General features: G+C 60.2%; 16 protein-coding genes. 11 read left to right on the forward strand and 5 right to left on the reverse strand.

Going from position 1 to position 16,257, the window contains the following annotated elements; all coding sequences use genetic code 11:
- Positions 1-46: 46 nt before the first annotated feature.
- A complete protein-coding gene (locus AC13RE_RS16895) occupies positions 47-412 on the reverse strand; it encodes a hypothetical protein (protein WP_488563775.1) in 366 nt (121 codons plus the stop codon).
- On the opposite strand from AC13RE_RS16895, the gene AC13RE_RS16900 reads away from it, so the two are divergent.
- Complete coding sequence (locus AC13RE_RS16900) at positions 404-1,036, forward strand: putative nucleotide-diphospho-sugar transferase (protein ID WP_488563776.1); 633 nt, start codon at positions 404-406, stop codon at positions 1,034-1,036. The genes AC13RE_RS16895 and AC13RE_RS16900 overlap by 9 nt on opposite strands.
- 1 nt (position 1,037) lies before the next feature.
- Here the strand turns inward: AC13RE_RS16900 and AC13RE_RS16905 are convergent, their stop codons facing one another.
- Positions 1,038-1,967 carry a phytanoyl-CoA dioxygenase family protein gene (locus tag AC13RE_RS16905; RefSeq protein WP_488563777.1) on the reverse strand — a complete coding sequence of 310 codons (930 nt, stop codon included), beginning with the start codon at positions 1,965-1,967 and terminating at the stop codon, positions 1,038-1,040.
- A gap of 97 nt (positions 1,968-2,064) precedes the next feature.
- Here AC13RE_RS16905 and AC13RE_RS16910 point away from each other — a divergent pair, with 97 nt between their 5' ends.
- On the forward strand, positions 2,065-2,892 hold the full coding sequence (locus tag AC13RE_RS16910) for a helix-turn-helix transcriptional regulator (RefSeq protein WP_488563778.1): 828 nt from the start codon (positions 2,065-2,067) through the stop codon (positions 2,890-2,892).
- 42 nt (positions 2,893-2,934) lie between these two features.
- On the opposite strand, the gene AC13RE_RS16915 is transcribed toward AC13RE_RS16910, so the two are convergent.
- Entirely contained in the window at positions 2,935-3,828 is an 894-nt protein-coding gene (locus AC13RE_RS16915; RefSeq protein WP_488563779.1) for a helix-turn-helix domain-containing protein, read from the reverse strand.
- Positions 3,829-3,923: 95 nt separating this feature from the next.
- Here AC13RE_RS16915 and AC13RE_RS16920 point away from each other — a divergent pair, with 95 nt between their 5' ends.
- A complete protein-coding gene (locus AC13RE_RS16920) occupies positions 3,924-5,486 on the forward strand; it encodes a 4-hydroxyphenylacetate 3-hydroxylase N-terminal domain-containing protein (protein ID WP_488563780.1) in 1,563 nt (520 codons plus the stop codon).
- A gap of 10 nt (positions 5,487-5,496) precedes the next feature.
- Positions 5,497-6,009, forward strand: a complete 513-nt coding sequence (locus AC13RE_RS16925; RefSeq protein WP_015342805.1) for a flavin reductase — start codon at positions 5,497-5,499, stop codon at positions 6,007-6,009.
- A gap of 87 nt (positions 6,010-6,096) precedes the next feature.
- Here the strand turns inward: AC13RE_RS16925 and AC13RE_RS16930 are convergent, their stop codons facing one another.
- A complete protein-coding gene (locus AC13RE_RS16930) occupies positions 6,097-7,575 on the reverse strand; it encodes an aldehyde dehydrogenase (protein WP_488563781.1) in 1,479 nt (492 codons plus the stop codon).
- 57 nt (positions 7,576-7,632) lie between these two features.
- Positions 7,633-9,087, reverse strand: coding sequence for an APC family permease (locus AC13RE_RS16935; protein WP_488563782.1), 1,455 nt, complete (start codon positions 9,085-9,087; stop codon positions 7,633-7,635).
- A 318-nt stretch (positions 9,088-9,405) separates the two neighbouring features.
- On the opposite strand from AC13RE_RS16935, the gene AC13RE_RS16940 reads away from it, so the two are divergent.
- Genes AC13RE_RS16940 through AC13RE_RS16970 form a run of 7 tightly spaced genes read left to right on the forward strand, consistent with a single transcriptional unit; the run spans position 9,406 to position 16,216 of the window.
- The gene (locus tag AC13RE_RS16940; RefSeq protein ID WP_488563892.1) at positions 9,406-10,191 is read left to right on the forward strand and encodes an IclR family transcriptional regulator; all 786 of its coding nucleotides are present in this window, start codon (positions 9,406-9,408) and stop codon (positions 10,189-10,191) included.
- Positions 10,191-11,444: a Tm-1-like ATP-binding domain-containing protein gene (locus AC13RE_RS16945; protein ID WP_488563783.1), complete on the forward strand. Its 1,254-nt coding sequence runs from the start codon at positions 10,191-10,193 to the stop codon at positions 11,442-11,444. Before AC13RE_RS16940 ends, AC13RE_RS16945 begins: the two co-directional genes overlap by 1 nt.
- Entirely contained in the window at positions 11,441-12,091 is a 651-nt protein-coding gene (locus AC13RE_RS16950; protein ID WP_488563784.1) for an HAD family hydrolase, read from the forward strand. The genes AC13RE_RS16945 and AC13RE_RS16950 overlap by 4 nt, the downstream gene beginning before the upstream one ends.
- A gap of 16 nt (positions 12,092-12,107) precedes the next feature.
- The gene (locus tag AC13RE_RS16955) at positions 12,108-13,463 is read left to right on the forward strand and encodes an aminotransferase class III-fold pyridoxal phosphate-dependent enzyme (protein ID WP_488563785.1); all 1,356 of its coding nucleotides are present in this window, start codon (positions 12,108-12,110) and stop codon (positions 13,461-13,463) included.
- A 2-nt stretch (positions 13,464-13,465) separates the two neighbouring features.
- Positions 13,466-14,749 (forward strand): aspartate aminotransferase family protein, encoded by a 1,284-nt coding sequence (locus AC13RE_RS16960; RefSeq protein WP_488563786.1) that lies wholly within the window; start codon positions 13,466-13,468, stop codon positions 14,747-14,749.
- A 6-nt stretch (positions 14,750-14,755) separates the two neighbouring features.
- Positions 14,756-15,775 (forward strand): phosphotransferase, encoded by a 1,020-nt coding sequence (locus AC13RE_RS16965; RefSeq protein ID WP_488563787.1) that lies wholly within the window; start codon positions 14,756-14,758, stop codon positions 15,773-15,775.
- Between the two features lie 54 nt (positions 15,776-15,829).
- Entirely contained in the window at positions 15,830-16,216 is a 387-nt protein-coding gene (locus tag AC13RE_RS16970) for a 5-carboxymethyl-2-hydroxymuconate Delta-isomerase (RefSeq protein ID WP_132718031.1), read from the forward strand.
- The last annotated feature ends 41 nt before the right edge of the window (positions 16,217-16,257 follow it).

The raw sequence follows: 16,257 nt of genomic DNA on the forward strand, positions 1-16,257 counted from the left end.
TCGGACGGCGTTCAAACTTGATGACATTATCGGACATGACAATCGATTAGCGAAGATCAAACGGTTTGCCAATCCGGTACGAACGCCAGCGATGTGACGTTTCCGCCATCGGCCAGCCAAAATGCCTATTCATCCAAACTCTCAATCTCATCCGCAACGCTTTCAAGCTCATCCGCAACGCTTTCAAGGTGGCGGGTATCGATTGAAGCTTACAAACCCCGAAGGTGCCTTCTTGAATATCCTCAATAAAATTCGCCCCTGGAGTCCGCAGCAGCGTGCATTGATTGTCCCCTTCCCAGCCAAACGGGATCTGGCCGAACGCACAGCCAAGGCAACCGACGCCGACGGCCCGATTGTGGCATTTTTTACAGAGGGCAGTTTTTACGAACAGGAAAAGGAGCGTATGGCCCATTCGGCGGAGCGGATCGGGCTGAAGGTCTATGCAACGGCAGTGCCCAACGCCGGCAGCTGGGTATTGAATGCCGGGCTGAAACCCGGCTTCCTGCTTCAGGAAAGGGCAAGGCTGCGCGGGCCTATGCTCTATGTCGACGTCGATGCCGTCTTCCACCGCAATCCCTGGCCGGAGCTTCGTAAACTCGAATGCGACATTGCCGTCTATTATGAAGGCGATGAACGCCTTATCAGCGCGACCATTCTCATCAACGATACGCCTGGCGCGGCGCAGCTCATTGAGCGATGGCGGGAAGGATGCCTTGCCAAGCCTGACGTGTGGGATCAGGTCGTTCTGGAGGAAATCATCACCGAGGATGCGGCAAGCGCGAAGCCGCAATTCAAGGTGGCTAAATTGCCTGCGTCCTTCTGCTGGATATTCGACCGGCTCGAAAATGGGTCCGTCGGCGACGTCTTCATCGAGCAGCTACAGGCAAGCCGCGAGGCGACCAAGCGCAAACGCTGGTTTGGCCGCATCGGCAAACGGCTGAAGCGCCGTCGCGACCGTGTCGAGGAAATCGAACGCGTGCTAAAGGGTGACAATTGGGGCACGCCTCGAACGAGCCTGCAACAGGATCAAACCTGAATCACAGCATGTCGCCGAGCGTCCAGTGGTTGTTCCATCGTGCATCGATCTCATCCTCGACGTTCTGATAGCGAATATCTGTGGAAAGCCGCAGTCTATGCTGCCTGTCCTGATTGGTGGTCGAGGCGTGGATCATGAATGGTGAATGGAGCATGACGTCGCCCGCCTCATAGTCGGCGACCAGCCAGCGCGTATCGAAGCGTTCCGCCATGTCGGGCAGATCCTTCGAAACCCAGCCACCCTCCGTCATATTTCGATTATAGGCGCTCACGCGTTCCTCAGGACTGAGATCCTTGTTCTTTTCGCTGAACTCGTGCTCCATCCGGGCACCGATCGCGTGCGATCCCTCCAAATAGATTAGACCGCCCATTTCGATCGGGATATCGCCGATCGGTATCCATGCCGTCACGATCCGGCTGGTGCCGCCGCGAAGATAAACCAGATCGTAATGGGCTGGTGTCGCCGTCGTCGCTCCCGGCCGCACATGGCGCATGATCTTGCGCTTGTGCAGATAGGAGATGCCCGCGAGGAATTCGTCCATGAAGCGCGAAAGACGGGGCTGTGCGCAAAAGCCCTCATAGGCGACCGAGCGCACGAGCGACATCAGGCAACAATCGACATCCCGGCCTTCCGGCGCTGAAGCCGAGGATATGCCATCCCTCGGGTCCGTTCCCTCGTCGATCAGCCCTGTCTTCGCCATATGACCGAAGACCCAGCCGCGAAAATCGATCACGTCCCTGCGCGGCAGGAAACCCTTGAGCCATACATAGCCGTTCTCCTCATAAAGCCGGCGGATTGCCTCCATACCGATGCCCGGCTCGGTCGGGGTGAGATAGCCGAGCCGATGCGGCGCGTTGGAGAGAACCTTTCCATTGGCAACAAGGTTGAGTGCACTCTCGCGGGAGGGCACGGCCTGCATGGGAATCGACATTTCACTCGCCCACGGTTTGAATTGATTGCCCATTGAATCTAGCTGTTAGCGATGGTTCACTACATGGACGAAAGTGATACTGGACTTTTCGCTCACCATGAAACCGGCAACACATGCCATTTACCGCTCGCCACTTGCGGCCGCCGGAGGACTGTCGGTCACCGGCAGCGGCAGGCAGCATGCCATGCATGCCGTTAGAGCACGGAAGCTTCCGAGCTATGCGGTGGTTCTCGTCGAAAGCGGCCAGGGCTTTCTCGAAACCGATGCCGGCGGTCGCAGAGGCGTGAAGGGCCCGGCGCTCTTCTGGCTCTTCCCTAACCGCCAGCACTCTTACGGCCCCGATGCTGAAGGTTGGAGCGAACGATGGGCGCTTTTCGAAGGCTCTCTCGTACGCGACTTTCTGCGCCTCCGCCTCATCAGCGAGCAGAATCCGCTCATTACCCTGCGCAACCTCGACAGCGTGCAGCGTCTCTTAAGCACGATCCACGACGACCTTATCGAAGATACCAATCTGTCGAGAGCCGCTGCCGCCTCCGCTCTCCATCAGATCGTCATTCTGGCTGCGCGGCAGGCGAACCAGGCCGTTCCCTCCCCTCAGCAAGGCTCGGATATCGGCGAAATCATCGAGACGCTTCGCCAAAGAGCAACACAATCCCTTGATATGACAGCTTTTGCCGCCGAATACGGCATGTCACCCGCAACGCTGCGACGGAAAATCACCGCGGAAGTCGGGCTGCCGCCGAAAGCCTTTCAGCTGCGCCTGCGCATGGACCGCGCCAAGGAGTTGCTGACGATGACGGACGACAAGATCGAGATCATCGCCTCGAAAGTCGGATTCGATGATCCATTCTACTTCTCCCGGCTATTCCATGAGCGCGAAAGCTGCACGCCGCGCGAATTCCGCGCCCGCTACCGGAGAATCTGATCGATCAAGATATGTCGAACACGTCGAAGCGACCCGTCCGCGTTACGCCGCATCATTACCCGATGGCTCCCGCTCCAAATTCCGGCGCCGCCAGGCCGCCGGCGCCTCCCCCATCCGCTTGCGAAAAAAGCGCGAAAAATAGGCTGGATCCTCAAAACCCACTTCGCGGCCGATGTCCTCGACGGAGCGGATGGTGAACATCAGCAGGCGCTTGGCTTCCAGCAGCCGTCGGTCCAAAAGCATCTCCTTGACGCTGTGCCCGAATACCTCGCGCGCCGCCTTATCGAGCAGATGCGGCGTCGTGGCGAGCAGGTCGACATAGTCGCCGACCGGCCAATCGCTCTTGTAATGCCGGTCGATGGCGCTCCGCAGCGCGAGCGCGAGCGCCACGGTCGGCGAAGCCGAAGGCAGCGCCGCGCTGCCGCCAAGCCGACTCATCAGCGACAGTACAACGCCGATCAGCCCCAGCATGACCTTTTCGCTCTGGCCGCCGCGCTCGCGATATTCCGCACTCACCATCTGCAACAGCGTGTCGATCTTCTGCCAGGCAGGATCGTCCGGCTGCGCCGTCAGAAAGGTCGGCACATCAAGGCTTAAATCCACCTGGGGTGCCAAAGCCTTTAGGGTATCGTCCGATATCGAGACGACGATGGCATCGGACTGATCGTCGACATCGAATCCGTGAATGATGTTGCTCGGTACGAAACTGATCGTCGGAGCGGAAAAATTCCAAGTCCGATCCTCGATCCGGTAGCGACCGCCGCCCTTGTACCAATAGGTGATCTGCCCCATCAGCGGGTGTTTATGGGATGCGACATGCCCAAAATGCAGTGTTTTTCGGTCCATGACCGTTTCCACATGCAGGAATCCGACGTCAAGCGCGCGGCTCGGCACGCCATAGACAAAGAAATTCGGGATCTCGTTCTTCTGCGACATGCCGGAAAAAGTACCAGCGAATTGCCCCCTTTGTCCATGGTCGCGGCGATGTCCCGGACGTAGCATTGATCATGATCTCAAGGGAGGAATACGAGATGCGAGCTGAAGATCACCGCAGCGACAAGACCCGTCCGTTTACCGGCGCCGAATATCTGGAAAGCCTGCGCGACGGCCGCGAAGTCTATATCAATGGCGAGCGCATTGCCGATGTGACTGCGCATCCAGCCATGCGCAACTCTGTCCGCTCGCTCGCCCGCATGTACGACGCGCTGCACGACGAAAAGACCAAGGAACGCCTGACATCGCCGACCGATACCGGTTCAGGCGGCTATACCCACAAATACTTCCGGGTGGCGAAATCTTCCGCCGAGCTTGTCGCCCAGCAGGGCGCAATCGCCGATTGGGCGCGCATGTCCTATGGCTGGATGGGCCGTACCGCCGATTACAAGGCGGCTCTGATGAACACACTCGGCGCCAATGCCGACTGGTACGGGCCGTTCAAGGACAATGCGCTTTCATGGCATAAGCGGGCGCAGGAATCCGTGCTCTTCATGAACCACGCGATCGTCAATCCGCCGATCGACCGTCACAAGCCTGCCGACGCCGTTAAGGACGTTTTCGTCCACATCACCAAGGAAACCGATGCCGGCATCTACGTTTCCGGTGCCAAGGTGGTAGCCACGTCTTCGGCGTTGACCCACTATAATTTCCTTGCCCAGAGCTCGGCGACCGTCACGGAAGACCCCTCTCTGTCGGTCATGTTCATCGTTCCGATGAATGCGCCCGGGATCAAGATGTTCTGCCGCGTCTCCTACGAGCAGACCGCCAATACCGTGGGACATCCCTTCGACTATCCGCTGTCTTCTCGCTTCGACGAGAACGACGCGATCCTGGTGCTTGATAATGTCTTCGTGCCCTGGGAGGACGTGCTCGTGCTGCGTGATGCGGCCAAGATCCTCTCCTTTCATCCGGCCTCCGGCTTCATGCATGGCTATTGCTTCCAGGGGTGCACCCGTTTCGCCGTGAAGCTCGACTTCATCGCCGGGCTGCTCGCCAAGGCATTGCGCGCGACTGGCGGCGATGCCTTCCGTGGCAACCAGGCGGCACTCGGTGAAATCATTGCGCTTCGCCACATGTTCTGGTCGTTTTCCAACGCCATGGCCTATAATCCGCAGCCTTGGGCTAATGGCGCGGTGCTGCCGAACATGGAAGCAGCCCTCTCCTATCGCACCTTCATGTCGGAGACCTATCCGCGCGTCATCGAAACCGTACGCAGGGTCATCGCTTCTGGGCTGATCTACCTGCCCTCTTCGGCCAAGGACTTCGGCAATCCGGAGATCGACCGCTACCTCGCGCAATATGTGCGCGGTTCCAACGACATGGGTCATATCGAGCGCATCAAGATCATGAAGCTGCTCTGGGACGCCACAGGCACCGAATTCGGCGGACGCCACGCCCTTTACGAACTCAACTATGCCGGCGCGCCGGAGGAAGTTCGCCTGCAGGTGCTGAAGGGCGCCGAGCGTGGTGGCCGGTTGAAGGAGATGGAAGCGCTCGTCGATCAGTGCATGAGCGACTACGACGAAAACGGCTGGACCGGAGATACGTGGCTGCCGCCGCTGGGTGACACCTCCCCAGTCCGCAGCGCCGCCGAGTGAGGACGTTGCCATGGAGGAGCAGCTCTCGAAAACCGAATTTCGCAACGCCATGGCCAGGGTCTGTGCGCCGGTGAACGTCATCACCACCAACGGCCCTGCCGGCCGCGGCGGCTTTACGGCGACGGCCATGTGCAGCGTCACCGACGAGCCGCCGACGCTGCTGGTCTGCATGAACAGTCGCTCGGCGCAAACAAGCCTCTTCCTCGACAACCGCCGCTTCTGCGTCAATGTCCTGACGCAGGAGCACAAGGAACTGGCCGGCTATTTCGCCGGCCAACGCGCCGACATGGAGGAACGCTATGCCGCGGCGGAATGGATCAACTTCCGCTCCGGCAGCCAGGCGCTTTCCGATGCCATCGTCTCCTTCGATTGCCGCCTGACGGAAGCGCGCCTGGTCGGCACGCACCATATCTTCATCGGTGAAGTGATGGATATTCGCAGCCGCAAGGATGGGCATGCGCTGCTCTATTTCGACCGCAACTATGTGCATGTACCGACGCAGACGGGCAGCTTCGGCGGTTAGGGGCCGCATGGATGGCCGGCGATCACGAGAAACGAAAACAGGGTGCCGATGATAAGCGGCACCCTGTTTGCATGAGTAAGCAATCCGTCAGAGCTGAATCCAAGCCGTCTTCAGATCGACATACTTGTCGAGCGCATGCAGCGATTTATCATGACCATTGCCGGATTGCCTGACGCCACCGAGCGGCACGCTGTTATCGCTGCCGCCATAGGTATTGACATGCACCACACCGGCGCGGATGCCCCGCACCATTCGATGGGCGCGCGACAAGTTCGAGGTCCAGACGGCCGAGGCAAGGCCGTATTCCGTGCCATTGGCGATCTCAAGTGCTTCGGCCTCCGTTTCGAAGGGGATGATCGACAGGATCGGGCCGAAGACCTCTTCCCGCGCCAGGGTCATCGACGGCGTCACGTCGAATACGGTCGGCCGCATGTAATAACCGCCCGTCTCCTCAAGAATACGCGAACCACCGGCGCGCAGCGATGCACCCTCCGACATCGCCTGCGAGACGTAGCCAAGATCCTTCTTCAGCTGGATCTCGCTGGAAATAGCCCCCGCTTCCGTCGTAAGCTGCAATGGATCGCCGACTTTCATGCTTTCGGCGATGCGGGCCACCTTCTCGAAGAAGGCCTTATGAATCGACTTCTCGACCAGCAGCCGGGAACCGGCGACACAGACCTGGCCGGAATTGCGAAAAATGCCATAGGCGGAAACCTTGGCCGCCTGATCGAGATTGGGCGCATCGGCAAAGACGATGTTCGGCGACTTGCCGCCAAGCTCCAGATAGACGCGCTTCAGGTTCGAGCGCGCCGAATATTCCAGAAGTCGCCGTCCGACAGGACCGGAACCAGTGAAGGCTAGGACATCGATATCCATGTGCAGCCCCAGTGCCTCGCCGCAGACCGCGCCGCGGCCTGTGACGACGTTGAACACGCCTTCGGGCAATCCGGCTTCGGCGCAAATTTCGGCAAGCCTCAGCAGCGTCAGCGACGCGCCCTCGGCGGGCTTCAGCACGACGGAATTGCCCACAGCAAGCGCCGGAGCAATCTTCCAGGCGCCGATCATCATCGGGAAATTCCACGGCACGATGGCGGCAACGACGCCGATGGCCTCGCGATGGACGAGACCGAGAATATTCTGAGCGGTCGGCGCGATCTCGCCATAGACCTTGTCGATCGCCTCGGCATAGTAACGGAACGTGCCGGCAGCGCTGCCGGGTTCGGCCTTCAGCGCCATCGAGATTTCCGTGCCATTGTCGCGGACACCCAGCACGGCCAGTTCGAGCGCGTTCTTCTCGATCAGCTCGGCAATTTTCAGCAGTACCTTCTTGCGTTCGCCCGGTGCCGCCTTCGACCAACTGCCCTTTTCGAAAGCGTGCCGCGCGGCCTTGACCGCCAGATCGACATCCTCCGTGCCGGCATCGGCAATCGTGGTCAGCTTTGTTCCGTCGATCGGCGAAATGACGTCCATCGCAGCGCCGCTGACCGGCTGGCGCCAGGCGCCTGCGATGAACAATGCCTGCGGCGAAACGGATAATGTCCGGAGCTGGTCGATCTTTTCCTGCATCTCATTGTCTCACAGAGAGGGTGGCGGGGTTTTCCCGCCACCGTGATTGGAACTGGTTCAGGCTTCCTGGCCGGCGCCGAGGCGGGCATAGCCTGCCGCATCCGAAGACTTCAGGCGAGCAGCCGCGATGAACCCGATGATCCCTGCGATCAGCACCAGGCCCGGCAAGACCACCGCAAGCACGCCATTGGCGCCGGCAATCGCGCCGAAATTCGCCGAGATATAATAGACGAGCGTCAGAAGGATCAGACCCGTCACGATCGGCAGCACCTTGATAGCAAGCACATTGCGCTCAAGCCCCGGATTGCGGCTGAAGAACGCCACGATCGAGAAGGCGGTGAAGGCCATCAGCAGGATAATTGCGAGCGTCGCGACATTGGTCAGCCAGGAGAAGAGCGCCAGCACCGGATCCTGCCTCGTCACCGCAAAGAGCGCGACGACGAGCACGGCGATAACGGTCTGAATAATCGAGCCGACATGCGGGCTCTGGAAGACCGGATGCGTGACGCCGACTGACTTCGGCAGCAGGCCTTCGCGGCCGGCGACATACATGTAGCGCGCCACACCATTGTGGAAGGCAAGGATGCCGGCAAACAGGCTGGTGATGAAGAGCACGCTCATCACGACGGTAATCCAGTGGCCGACATAGCGCTCGGCAAGGCCGAAGAGGAAGGTGGTGGGATCGGCGAGGCCCTGCAGCGCGGGAACAAGCTTATCGACGCCGGCGCCTATGACCATCAGCCACGAGGTCAGCATATAGAAGAGGCCGATGATGAGAACAGAAATGTAGGTCGCGCGCGGCACGGTCTTTTCCGGCTCGCGAGCTTCTTCGCTGTAGATGGTCGTCGCTTCGAAGCCGATGAAGGCGGCAAAGCAGAACAGAAGGCCGATTGCCGGCGTTCCGCTCCAAAAGGCGGTCGGCGTGAAAGGCGCTGCTGAGAGGCCGGCATCACCACCTTTGGCGAAGATCGCGGCATCGATGACGAGCACGACGAGATATTCGAGAATGACAAGCACGGTCAGCACCTTGGCCGACAGATCCACACGCCGATAGCCGAAGACAGCAACGAAGGCGATGCCGATAAAGCTCCAGACCCACCACGGAAGATCGAGGCCCAGCTGCTCGGCGAAGAAGCCCTTGGTTGCAGCACCGAAAAGCCCGAGAACGCCGACCTGCATGGCATTATAGGCAAGAATGGCAATGAGCGCGGCGGCACCGCCCATGAGGCCGCCAAGGCCCTGGGCGGTATAGGCATAGAAGGCGCCGGCATTTCTTATATGGCGGGCCATCGCGACGTAGCCGACTGCAAACAGCAACAGAATACCCGTCACCAGCAGGAAGGTGAGCGGAATACCCGGCCCGTTGCCGAGCATCATCGAAAGCGGCACGCCGCCGGCAACAGCCGTCAGCGGTGCGGCGGCCGAAACGACGAGGAAGGTCACGGCACCAACGCCGAGACTGTTCTTGCGCAGCTGGTTTTCAGCGGCACCTTGCGAATTTTGCGTGTTCATCTGCGTTCGTTCCCCTTGTTTAAGAACATCCGATCATCGCCGCGATTGCACGCGTGCGACCTCCACCAAAAACCGGACTGACGAACGGGGCTTATGCTTTTGTTGATTTAGCCGCCGTCAGCGCTTAAGGTTCATTATTTGAACCCTAGCTTCAAATATAGACTTGCAAACATTGTCGGCCTCTGTCAAGTTATTTCGCATGTTAAGTATCTTGGGTCGCTGCTATCGTGTCGCGGCGCAGGGTCAGCAAGCTGATTTGACGGGAAGCCGAGGCTGGACGCACAGAATCAGAACCTGACCAACCCAAGAGGAGGAATGATGAGCACGATCGGAAAGGCGCTGGCATTGCTGGATACCCTGTCACGGCTGGACAAGGAGGCGGGTCTGACCGACATCGCCCGCCTGTGCGCGCTGGACAAGGCAACGGCACGACGCTTTCTCGTGGAGCTGGAAAAACACGGCTTCGTCGAGCAGGATCAGGACACGCGCCGCTATCGCATCGGTTCGGCGCCGGTCCGCCTCGCTCGCATCCGGGAGGCACGCTTCCCCTTCCTGCGGATCGCAATTCCTTTCATCAAAGCGCTTGCCGAAGCCTCGACCGAGACCGTTCATCTCTCGGAGTTTTCAGGCGGACAGCTCTCGACCATTCACGTCGAGGATTCGCCGCGCGCGCACCGCATCATCGTCGATGTCGGCAGCCTCCTTCCCTTCCATGCGACGGCATCCGGCCTTGCCTTTCTGGCCTTCTGTCCACCGGCAGAAATCGACGCAGCGCTTAAAAAGCCGATCGAGAAATTTACCGATCATACCGTCACCGATCCCCAATTGCTGCGTAAGATGCTCGTTGAAACCGCAGCACGGGGCTTTTCCATCATTGACCAGGGCCTGGAGGCCGGCGTCATCAGCACAGCCGCACCGGTGCGCACGCCAGGCGGCCGCCCGATTGGCTGTGTCGCGATCGCCGCTCCGCTCTCGCGCACCAACACGGCCGCCATTCACGAATTCGGCGCACAGGCCGCCACCGCAGCCAACGCGATCTCAGAAAAATACTACGGGTCGGAAAGACCCACGGGAACCATTGCGAAACTCAGGAGGACGGATTGATGAGCCCGGAGGCTCCCTCACCGCGGATACTCGTCATCGGAACCGGTGACACCAAATGCGACGAACTGCAATTCATGGCATCCGTCATCTCCGAAGCCGGTGGCCGACCGGTCATGATGGATGTCAGCATTCTCAGCGATCCGCCCTATCATCCGGATTATTCCAAGCATGACATTGCCGAGGCTGCCGGAACCACGATTGCGGCGATTGCCGAAAGCGGCGATGAAAACAGCGCGATGGCGGCTATGGCGAAAGGTGCGTCGGCCCTGACCCTCCGCCTCTATGAAGATGGACTCGTCGACGGCATCATCGTGCTCGGCGGCTCCATGGGTACGGATCTGGCGCTCGATGTTGCCGCCGTCCTGCCGCTCGGCGTCCCGAAATTCGTGGTTTCGACCATTGCCTACTCCCATCTCATTCCACCCGAACGCATTGCGCCCGACCTGATGATGATTCTTTGGGCTGGCGGTCTCTACGGCCTTAACAGCATCTGCCGCTCCGTGCTCTCACAGGCCTGCGGCGCGGTGGTCGGCGCTGCAAGGCACGGCACCAAGCCCGATCGCGAACGTCCCCTCGTCGGCATGACGTCGCTTGGCTCCTCCTGCCTCAAATATATGAAATATCTGCGGCCCGAGCTGGAAAAGCGCGGCTATGACGTTGCCGTATTCCATTCGACCGGCATGGGCGGCCGCGCCTATGAAGCGATTGCCTCCAAGGGGGACTTTGCCGCCGTCTTCGACTTTTGCATCCAGGAAGTCAGCAATCATCATTATAGCAGCGTCGTCACTTCTGGACCCGATCGTTTGGAAAACGCAGGACGCGCCGGCATTCCGCAGATCGTCGCACCCGGTGCGATCGACATGGTCGATCTTCAGGCATGGCAAGCCCTGCCAGAGATCTTTGTAGATCGCCCGTACCACGCCCACAACCGGCTGATCGGGTCGGTAACGACCTCGCCGGAGGGCCGACGCGAAGTCGCTCGGCTGATCGGACAGAAATTGCAACGCGCCGAAGCGAAAGTCGCCTTCCTGCTGCCGACCGAAGGGCTACAGGAATGGGACAAGCCGGATGAGCCCCTGCATGATCCGGAAGGCCTCGACGCATTCATCGATGAGATGCGCCGCGCCGTTCCGCCCTCTGTCGCTCTTCATGAGGTTGACGCCCATATCAATGCGCCCGACTTCTCTGCCGCCGCCCTTGCCATCTTCGATCGATGGGTCGCCGAAGGCGTCATCCCGGAGGGACGGCCATGACCCAAGACCGCGCACTTATTCTCGACTTTGGCGGTGTCGTTACCCGCACGCTGTTCGAAACCCATGACGTCACCGAGCGCACGCTTGGCCTTCCCCCGGGATCGCTGACCTGGCTCGGCCCGTTCGATACGGCGACGGATCCGCTTTGGGTCGCAATGCAGAACCGCGAGATCACAGAACGGGACTACTGGCTGACCCGAGCAGGCGAAGTCGGCAAGCTGGCCGGTGAAAACTGGACCGACATGCAGACCTTCGTGCGCAGGGCGCGCGGCGCCGAGCCGGAACTGGTTCTACGGCCGGAAGCGCGCGATGCTATCTTGCGCGCCAAAGAGGCCGGCCTCAAGCTGGCGATCCTGTCGAACGAACTCGACCTTTTCTATGGCGTCGAGTTCCGCCAGCGTTTTCGCCTGATCGAGCTTTTCGACGTCATCGTCGACGCCACCTACACGAAAATCCTGAAACCCGATCCCCGCGCCTACGAGCTCGTTCTTGCCGAGCTCAACCTGCCGCGCGCGGCCTGCGTCTTCGTCGACGACCAGAGGAAGAACATCGAGGGTGCCAAAGCCGTGAACCTGCCTCACGTGCATTTCGACGTGACCCGCCCTGCCGAAAGCTATGCCCGCGCACTTGCGATGCTGGGGCTCTGAACAAGAGGAATTTGACATGCGTGAGACCAATTTCATCATCGAAAACAACGCCCGACATCTCTGGCATCCGATGGCCCATCCAGCCGAGATGCAAGCCAACCCGCCGCGCATCATCAATTCAGGCGAAGGCGTCGAGATCGTCGATATTCACGGCCAGAAGGTACTGGATGCCGTCGGCGGCCTCTGGAACGTCAATCTCGGCTATTCCTGCGAGCCGGTGAAGAAGGCCATCCGCGACCAGCTTGACGAGCTGCCCTATTATTCGACCTTCCGCGGCACAACGAACTCCCCGCTGATCGAGCTTTCCTACGAGCTTGCCGAATGGTTCAAGCCGGATGGGTTGAGCCGCTCCTTCTTCACCTCGGGTGGTTCGGATTCGGTCGAGACCTGCCTGCGGCTGGCGCGCCAGTACCACAAGGTCAACGGCCAACCGGAGCGCACCAAGTTTGTCGCGCTGAAAAAGGGCTATCATGGCACGCATTTCGGCGGCGCCTCGGTCAACGGCAACCAGAATTTCCGCCGCAACTATGAGCCATTGCTTCCGGGCGTCTTCCACCTGCCCGCACCCTTCCCCTATCGCAACCCGTTCAACACCACAGACGGTGCGGAAATCGCGGCTGCTATCGGCAGGCTTTTCGAGGATGAAATCGCTTTCCAGGGCGCCGATACAATCGCCGCCCTGATCGTCGAGCCGGTGCTCGGCGCCGGCGGCGTCATCGTTCCGCACGAAACCTTCCTGCCGCTGATGCGCGAGATCTGCGATCGGCACGGGATCCTGCTGATCGCCGATGAGGTGATCACCGCTTTCGGCCGCACGGGCGCCTGGACCGGATCGCGCCTCTGGGGCGTGCAGCCGGACATGATGTCGACGGCCAAGGCGATCACCAACGGCTATTTCCCCTTCGGCGCGGTGATGATCTCCGACAAGGTGGCGCAGGTCTTCGAAAGCAACAAAGGCCCGCTCGGCAGCATCGGCCACGGCTACACCTATTCCGGCCATCCCGTCGGTGCCGCAGCAGCCCTCGCCACCTTAAAGGAAACCAAGCGGCTCAACGTCGCCGACAATGCCGCAGCCCGTGGCGAAGAGCTGCTCGCCGGCCTGAAGAAGCTGCAGGACAAGCATGAGCTGGTCGGCGACGTCAGAGGCAAGGGATTGATGTGCGCCCTCGAACTCGTCAGCGACCGCGCGAAGAAGAGCGGTGCTGCCAAGGATATCGTCCAGAAGGTACAGGACGCGACCTATGATGCCGGCGTCTTGGTCCGCACCTCTGGCACCAATGTCATCATGTCGCCGCCGCTGATCGTGACGGCCGAGAATGTCCAGACAATGCTGACCGCGCTTGACGCTGGCCTCACTGCCGCGAGGGGCTGATCATGTCCGACAATGCAGCCCTTATCGCGCGCCGTGAACGGCTTTTAGGCCGCAACATGTCGCTCTTCTATGACGACCCAGTGCATCTCGTGCGCGGAGAAGGCGTCTGGCTTTGGGACGCCGACGGCCGCAAATATCTGGATTGCTACAACAATGTGCCGCATGTCGGCCATTGCCATCCCCGCGTGGTGGAAGCGATCACGCGGCAGGCCTCGACGCTGAACACGCATACCCGCTATCTGCATGAAGGCATTCTCGACTATGTCGAGCGGCTGACGGCAACCTTCGACAAAAGCCTCAATGCCGCGATCCTGACCTGCACTGGCAGCGAGGCAAATGACGTAGCGCTGCGCATGGCACAAGCCATGACCGGAAAGACCGGCATCATCGCCACGAACCACACCTATCACGGCAACACGACCGCGGTATCGCAGCTGTCGACCCGCATGCCGCCGGTCGGCGGCTTCGGCGGCCATGTCCGGCACGTGCCCGCGCCTGATAGCTATCGTCCACTCGGTGGGGAAGGCGGAGATGCCTTTGCCACGGCGTTCGCGGCAGAAGTCGAAAAAGCGATCGCCTCGCTCGAGAACAGCCCGCATGGCTTCTCGGCCATCATCATCGATCCGTTCTTCGCCAATGAAGGCTTTCCGGATCTGCCGCGGGGCTTTCTCGACAAAACGGTTGCTGCTGTCCGCAAGGCCGGCGGCCTCGTCATTACCGACGAAGTACAGCCCGGTTTCGGCCGCACCGGCATGCATATGTGGGGTCACCAGCACGCCGGTATCGTTCCCGATATCGTCACGCTCGGCAAACCGATGGCGAACGGGCACCCGGTCGGCGGCGTGATTGCCAATCTCGATACGATAAACACCTTCCGCAAGGCGTTCCGCTATTTCAACACCTTCGGCGGAAATCCAGTCTCCTGCGCGGCCGCCATGGCTGTGCTCGATGTCATCGAGGATGAAAATCTTGTCGAGAATGCCCGCAACGTCGGCGAATATACCCGCCATGCCTTCCAGCGGCTGGCCGAGAAGCACTCGATCATCGGCGACGTGCGCGGCAGCGGCCTCTTCATGGGTACGGAATTCGTGCTCGACAGGCAAACGAAGGAGCCGGCTGCCACTGAGGCGACCCGGATCATCAATGCCACGCGCGAGCGCGGCGTGCTGATGGGCAAGATCGGCATTCATCAATGCGCCACGAAGATCCGCCCGCCCATGCCATTCACCCGGGACAATGCCGACTTCATGTTGTCTATCTTCGACGACGTATTGACTGGCCTGTGAGGCAATATGGCCGATCCGTTGCTACAGACCATCCGCGACGCCTTACAGAAACGTGCGCTGGAAGCACTCGACCATTGGCCTGTGCAGGCCCACGAACCTGTCCTAATGAAATATCGGGAGAATGCCGTTTTCCGCATTACGCTGGAAGAAGGGCAGTTCGCCGCGCTCCGGCTGCATCGGCCAGGCTATCACGACGAAACGAGCCTGCGCTCGGAGCTGCACTTCATGGCCGCCCTCAAGCTCGGCGGCCTGGATGTACCAAGCCCTGTGCCAACAAGCAGAAAGCAGAGCCTCGTCCGATTGCCAGCCAACAGGCATTTTGCCGAACAGCATGCGGACGTGGTGAGCTGGATCGATGGTGTGCCGCTTGGCCAAAGTGGCGTGCCGCTATCGCAACCTTTTGAGATGCAGGAAGCAATCTTCTTCCGCATCGGGCAAAACATGGCCACCATGCACGAGCTTGCCGACGCCTGGGACCCGCCAGCGCGTTTTCACCGCCCGGTTTGGGACATCGATGGGCTGGTCGGCGAAACGCCGCTCTGGGGCCGCTTCTGGGATTGTCGCGGCCTTTCATCCGAGAGCACTATCGCCCTCTCGGCGTTACGCCACCAGCTGCGCCGACTGCTCGCAAACGCGGGTAGCCAAAGCCTCGACTACGGACTGATCCATGCCGATCTGGTGCGGGAAAACATCTTTCTGACGGGAGCCGACAGCAATGTCGCCTTCATCGATTTCGATGATGCGGGGCACGGCTTTCGCCTGTTCGATCTTGCGACCACCCTGCTCAAGAACCGCAACGAACCCGCTTATCCGGTGATCGAGAAAGCGCTGATATCGGGCTATCGCAGCCGGCGCGCACTCTCCGAGGCGGCTCTGGCGGCCCTGCCCCTATTCATGGTGCTGCGGAACCTTACATATATCGGATGGCTCGCCGAGCGTCCGGAAATTCCCGACGCCGCCGAGCGTTTGTCGCGTTACGTCCATGAAAGTCTGGAGATGGCAAGACAGCTCGACTTTGCCGCTTGACATCCGCGAGATATTTATTAACGTGTTAAGTAATTAAAGTCTTGGGAGGACTTGATGCCACATCTCGCTATCGAATATTCGGCCAATCTGGAGGGCCGCGCCGATATCGACGCGCTCTGCGAACGGCTGCTGAAGACGGTTCTGGACACCGGCCTTTTCGAGATCGGTGCCGTGCGGGTGCGTGCCTTTCGCGCCGAGCATTACGCCATCGCCGACAAGCTACCCGAAAACGCCTTCGTCGATCTGAACTTCCGCATCGGCAGGGGCCGCACCGACGACGAAAAGAAGCGCACTGGCGAAGCGATCTTTGCTACGGCCATCGACGTTCTCGGCCCGCTCTTCGAGACGCCGCATTTCGCCCTTTCGCTTGAAATCCGCGAGATCGATGCGGAGCTCAGCTGGAAGAAAAACGCCATTCATCCGCGGCTGCGCGGCAAGTGACATTCCCTTCGTGGGACGACATAACACCAAAGGAATAGACG

The sequence above is a fragment of the Martinezella sp. CNPSo 3959 genome, assembly GCF_057784355.1.

What these genes read in the sequence shown, in the direction of transcription:
- AC13RE_RS16920 (WP_488563780.1), top strand. Translation starts at nt 3,924, where the DNA reads ATGCGAGCTGAAGATCACCGCAGCGACAAGACCCGTCCGTTTACCGGC.
- AC13RE_RS16900 (WP_488563776.1), top strand. Translation starts at nt 404, where the DNA reads ATGGCCCATTCGGCGGAGCGGATCGGGCTGAAGGTCTATGCAACGGCA.
- AC13RE_RS16905 (WP_488563777.1), bottom strand. Translation starts at nt 1,967, where the DNA reads ATGTCGATTCCCATGCAGGCCGTGCCCTCCCGCGAGAGTGCACTCAAC.
- AC13RE_RS16955 (WP_488563785.1), top strand. Translation starts at nt 12,108, where the DNA reads ATGCGTGAGACCAATTTCATCATCGAAAACAACGCCCGACATCTCTGG.
- AC13RE_RS16925 (WP_015342805.1), top strand. Translation starts at nt 5,497, where the DNA reads ATGGAGGAGCAGCTCTCGAAAACCGAATTTCGCAACGCCATGGCCAGG.
- AC13RE_RS16970 (WP_132718031.1), top strand. Translation starts at nt 15,830, where the DNA reads ATGCCACATCTCGCTATCGAATATTCGGCCAATCTGGAGGGCCGCGCC.
- AC13RE_RS16945 (WP_488563783.1), top strand. Translation starts at nt 10,191, where the DNA reads ATGAGCCCGGAGGCTCCCTCACCGCGGATACTCGTCATCGGAACCGGT.
- AC13RE_RS16895 (WP_488563775.1), bottom strand. Translation starts at nt 412, where the DNA reads ATGGGCCATACGCTCCTTTTCCTGTTCGTAAAAACTGCCCTCTGTAAA.
- AC13RE_RS16965 (WP_488563787.1), top strand. Translation starts at nt 14,756, where the DNA reads ATGGCCGATCCGTTGCTACAGACCATCCGCGACGCCTTACAGAAACGT.
- AC13RE_RS16950 (WP_488563784.1), top strand. Translation starts at nt 11,441, where the DNA reads ATGACCCAAGACCGCGCACTTATTCTCGACTTTGGCGGTGTCGTTACC.
- AC13RE_RS16940 (WP_488563892.1), top strand. Translation starts at nt 9,406, where the DNA reads ATGAGCACGATCGGAAAGGCGCTGGCATTGCTGGATACCCTGTCACGG.
- AC13RE_RS16910 (WP_488563778.1), top strand. Translation starts at nt 2,065, where the DNA reads ATGAAACCGGCAACACATGCCATTTACCGCTCGCCACTTGCGGCCGCC.
- AC13RE_RS16915 (WP_488563779.1), bottom strand. Translation starts at nt 3,828, where the DNA reads ATGTCGCAGAAGAACGAGATCCCGAATTTCTTTGTCTATGGCGTGCCG.
- AC13RE_RS16935 (WP_488563782.1), bottom strand. Translation starts at nt 9,087, where the DNA reads ATGAACACGCAAAATTCGCAAGGTGCCGCTGAAAACCAGCTGCGCAAG.
- AC13RE_RS16930 (WP_488563781.1), bottom strand. Translation starts at nt 7,575, where the DNA reads ATGCAGGAAAAGATCGACCAGCTCCGGACATTATCCGTTTCGCCGCAG.
- AC13RE_RS16960 (WP_488563786.1), top strand. Translation starts at nt 13,466, where the DNA reads ATGTCCGACAATGCAGCCCTTATCGCGCGCCGTGAACGGCTTTTAGGC.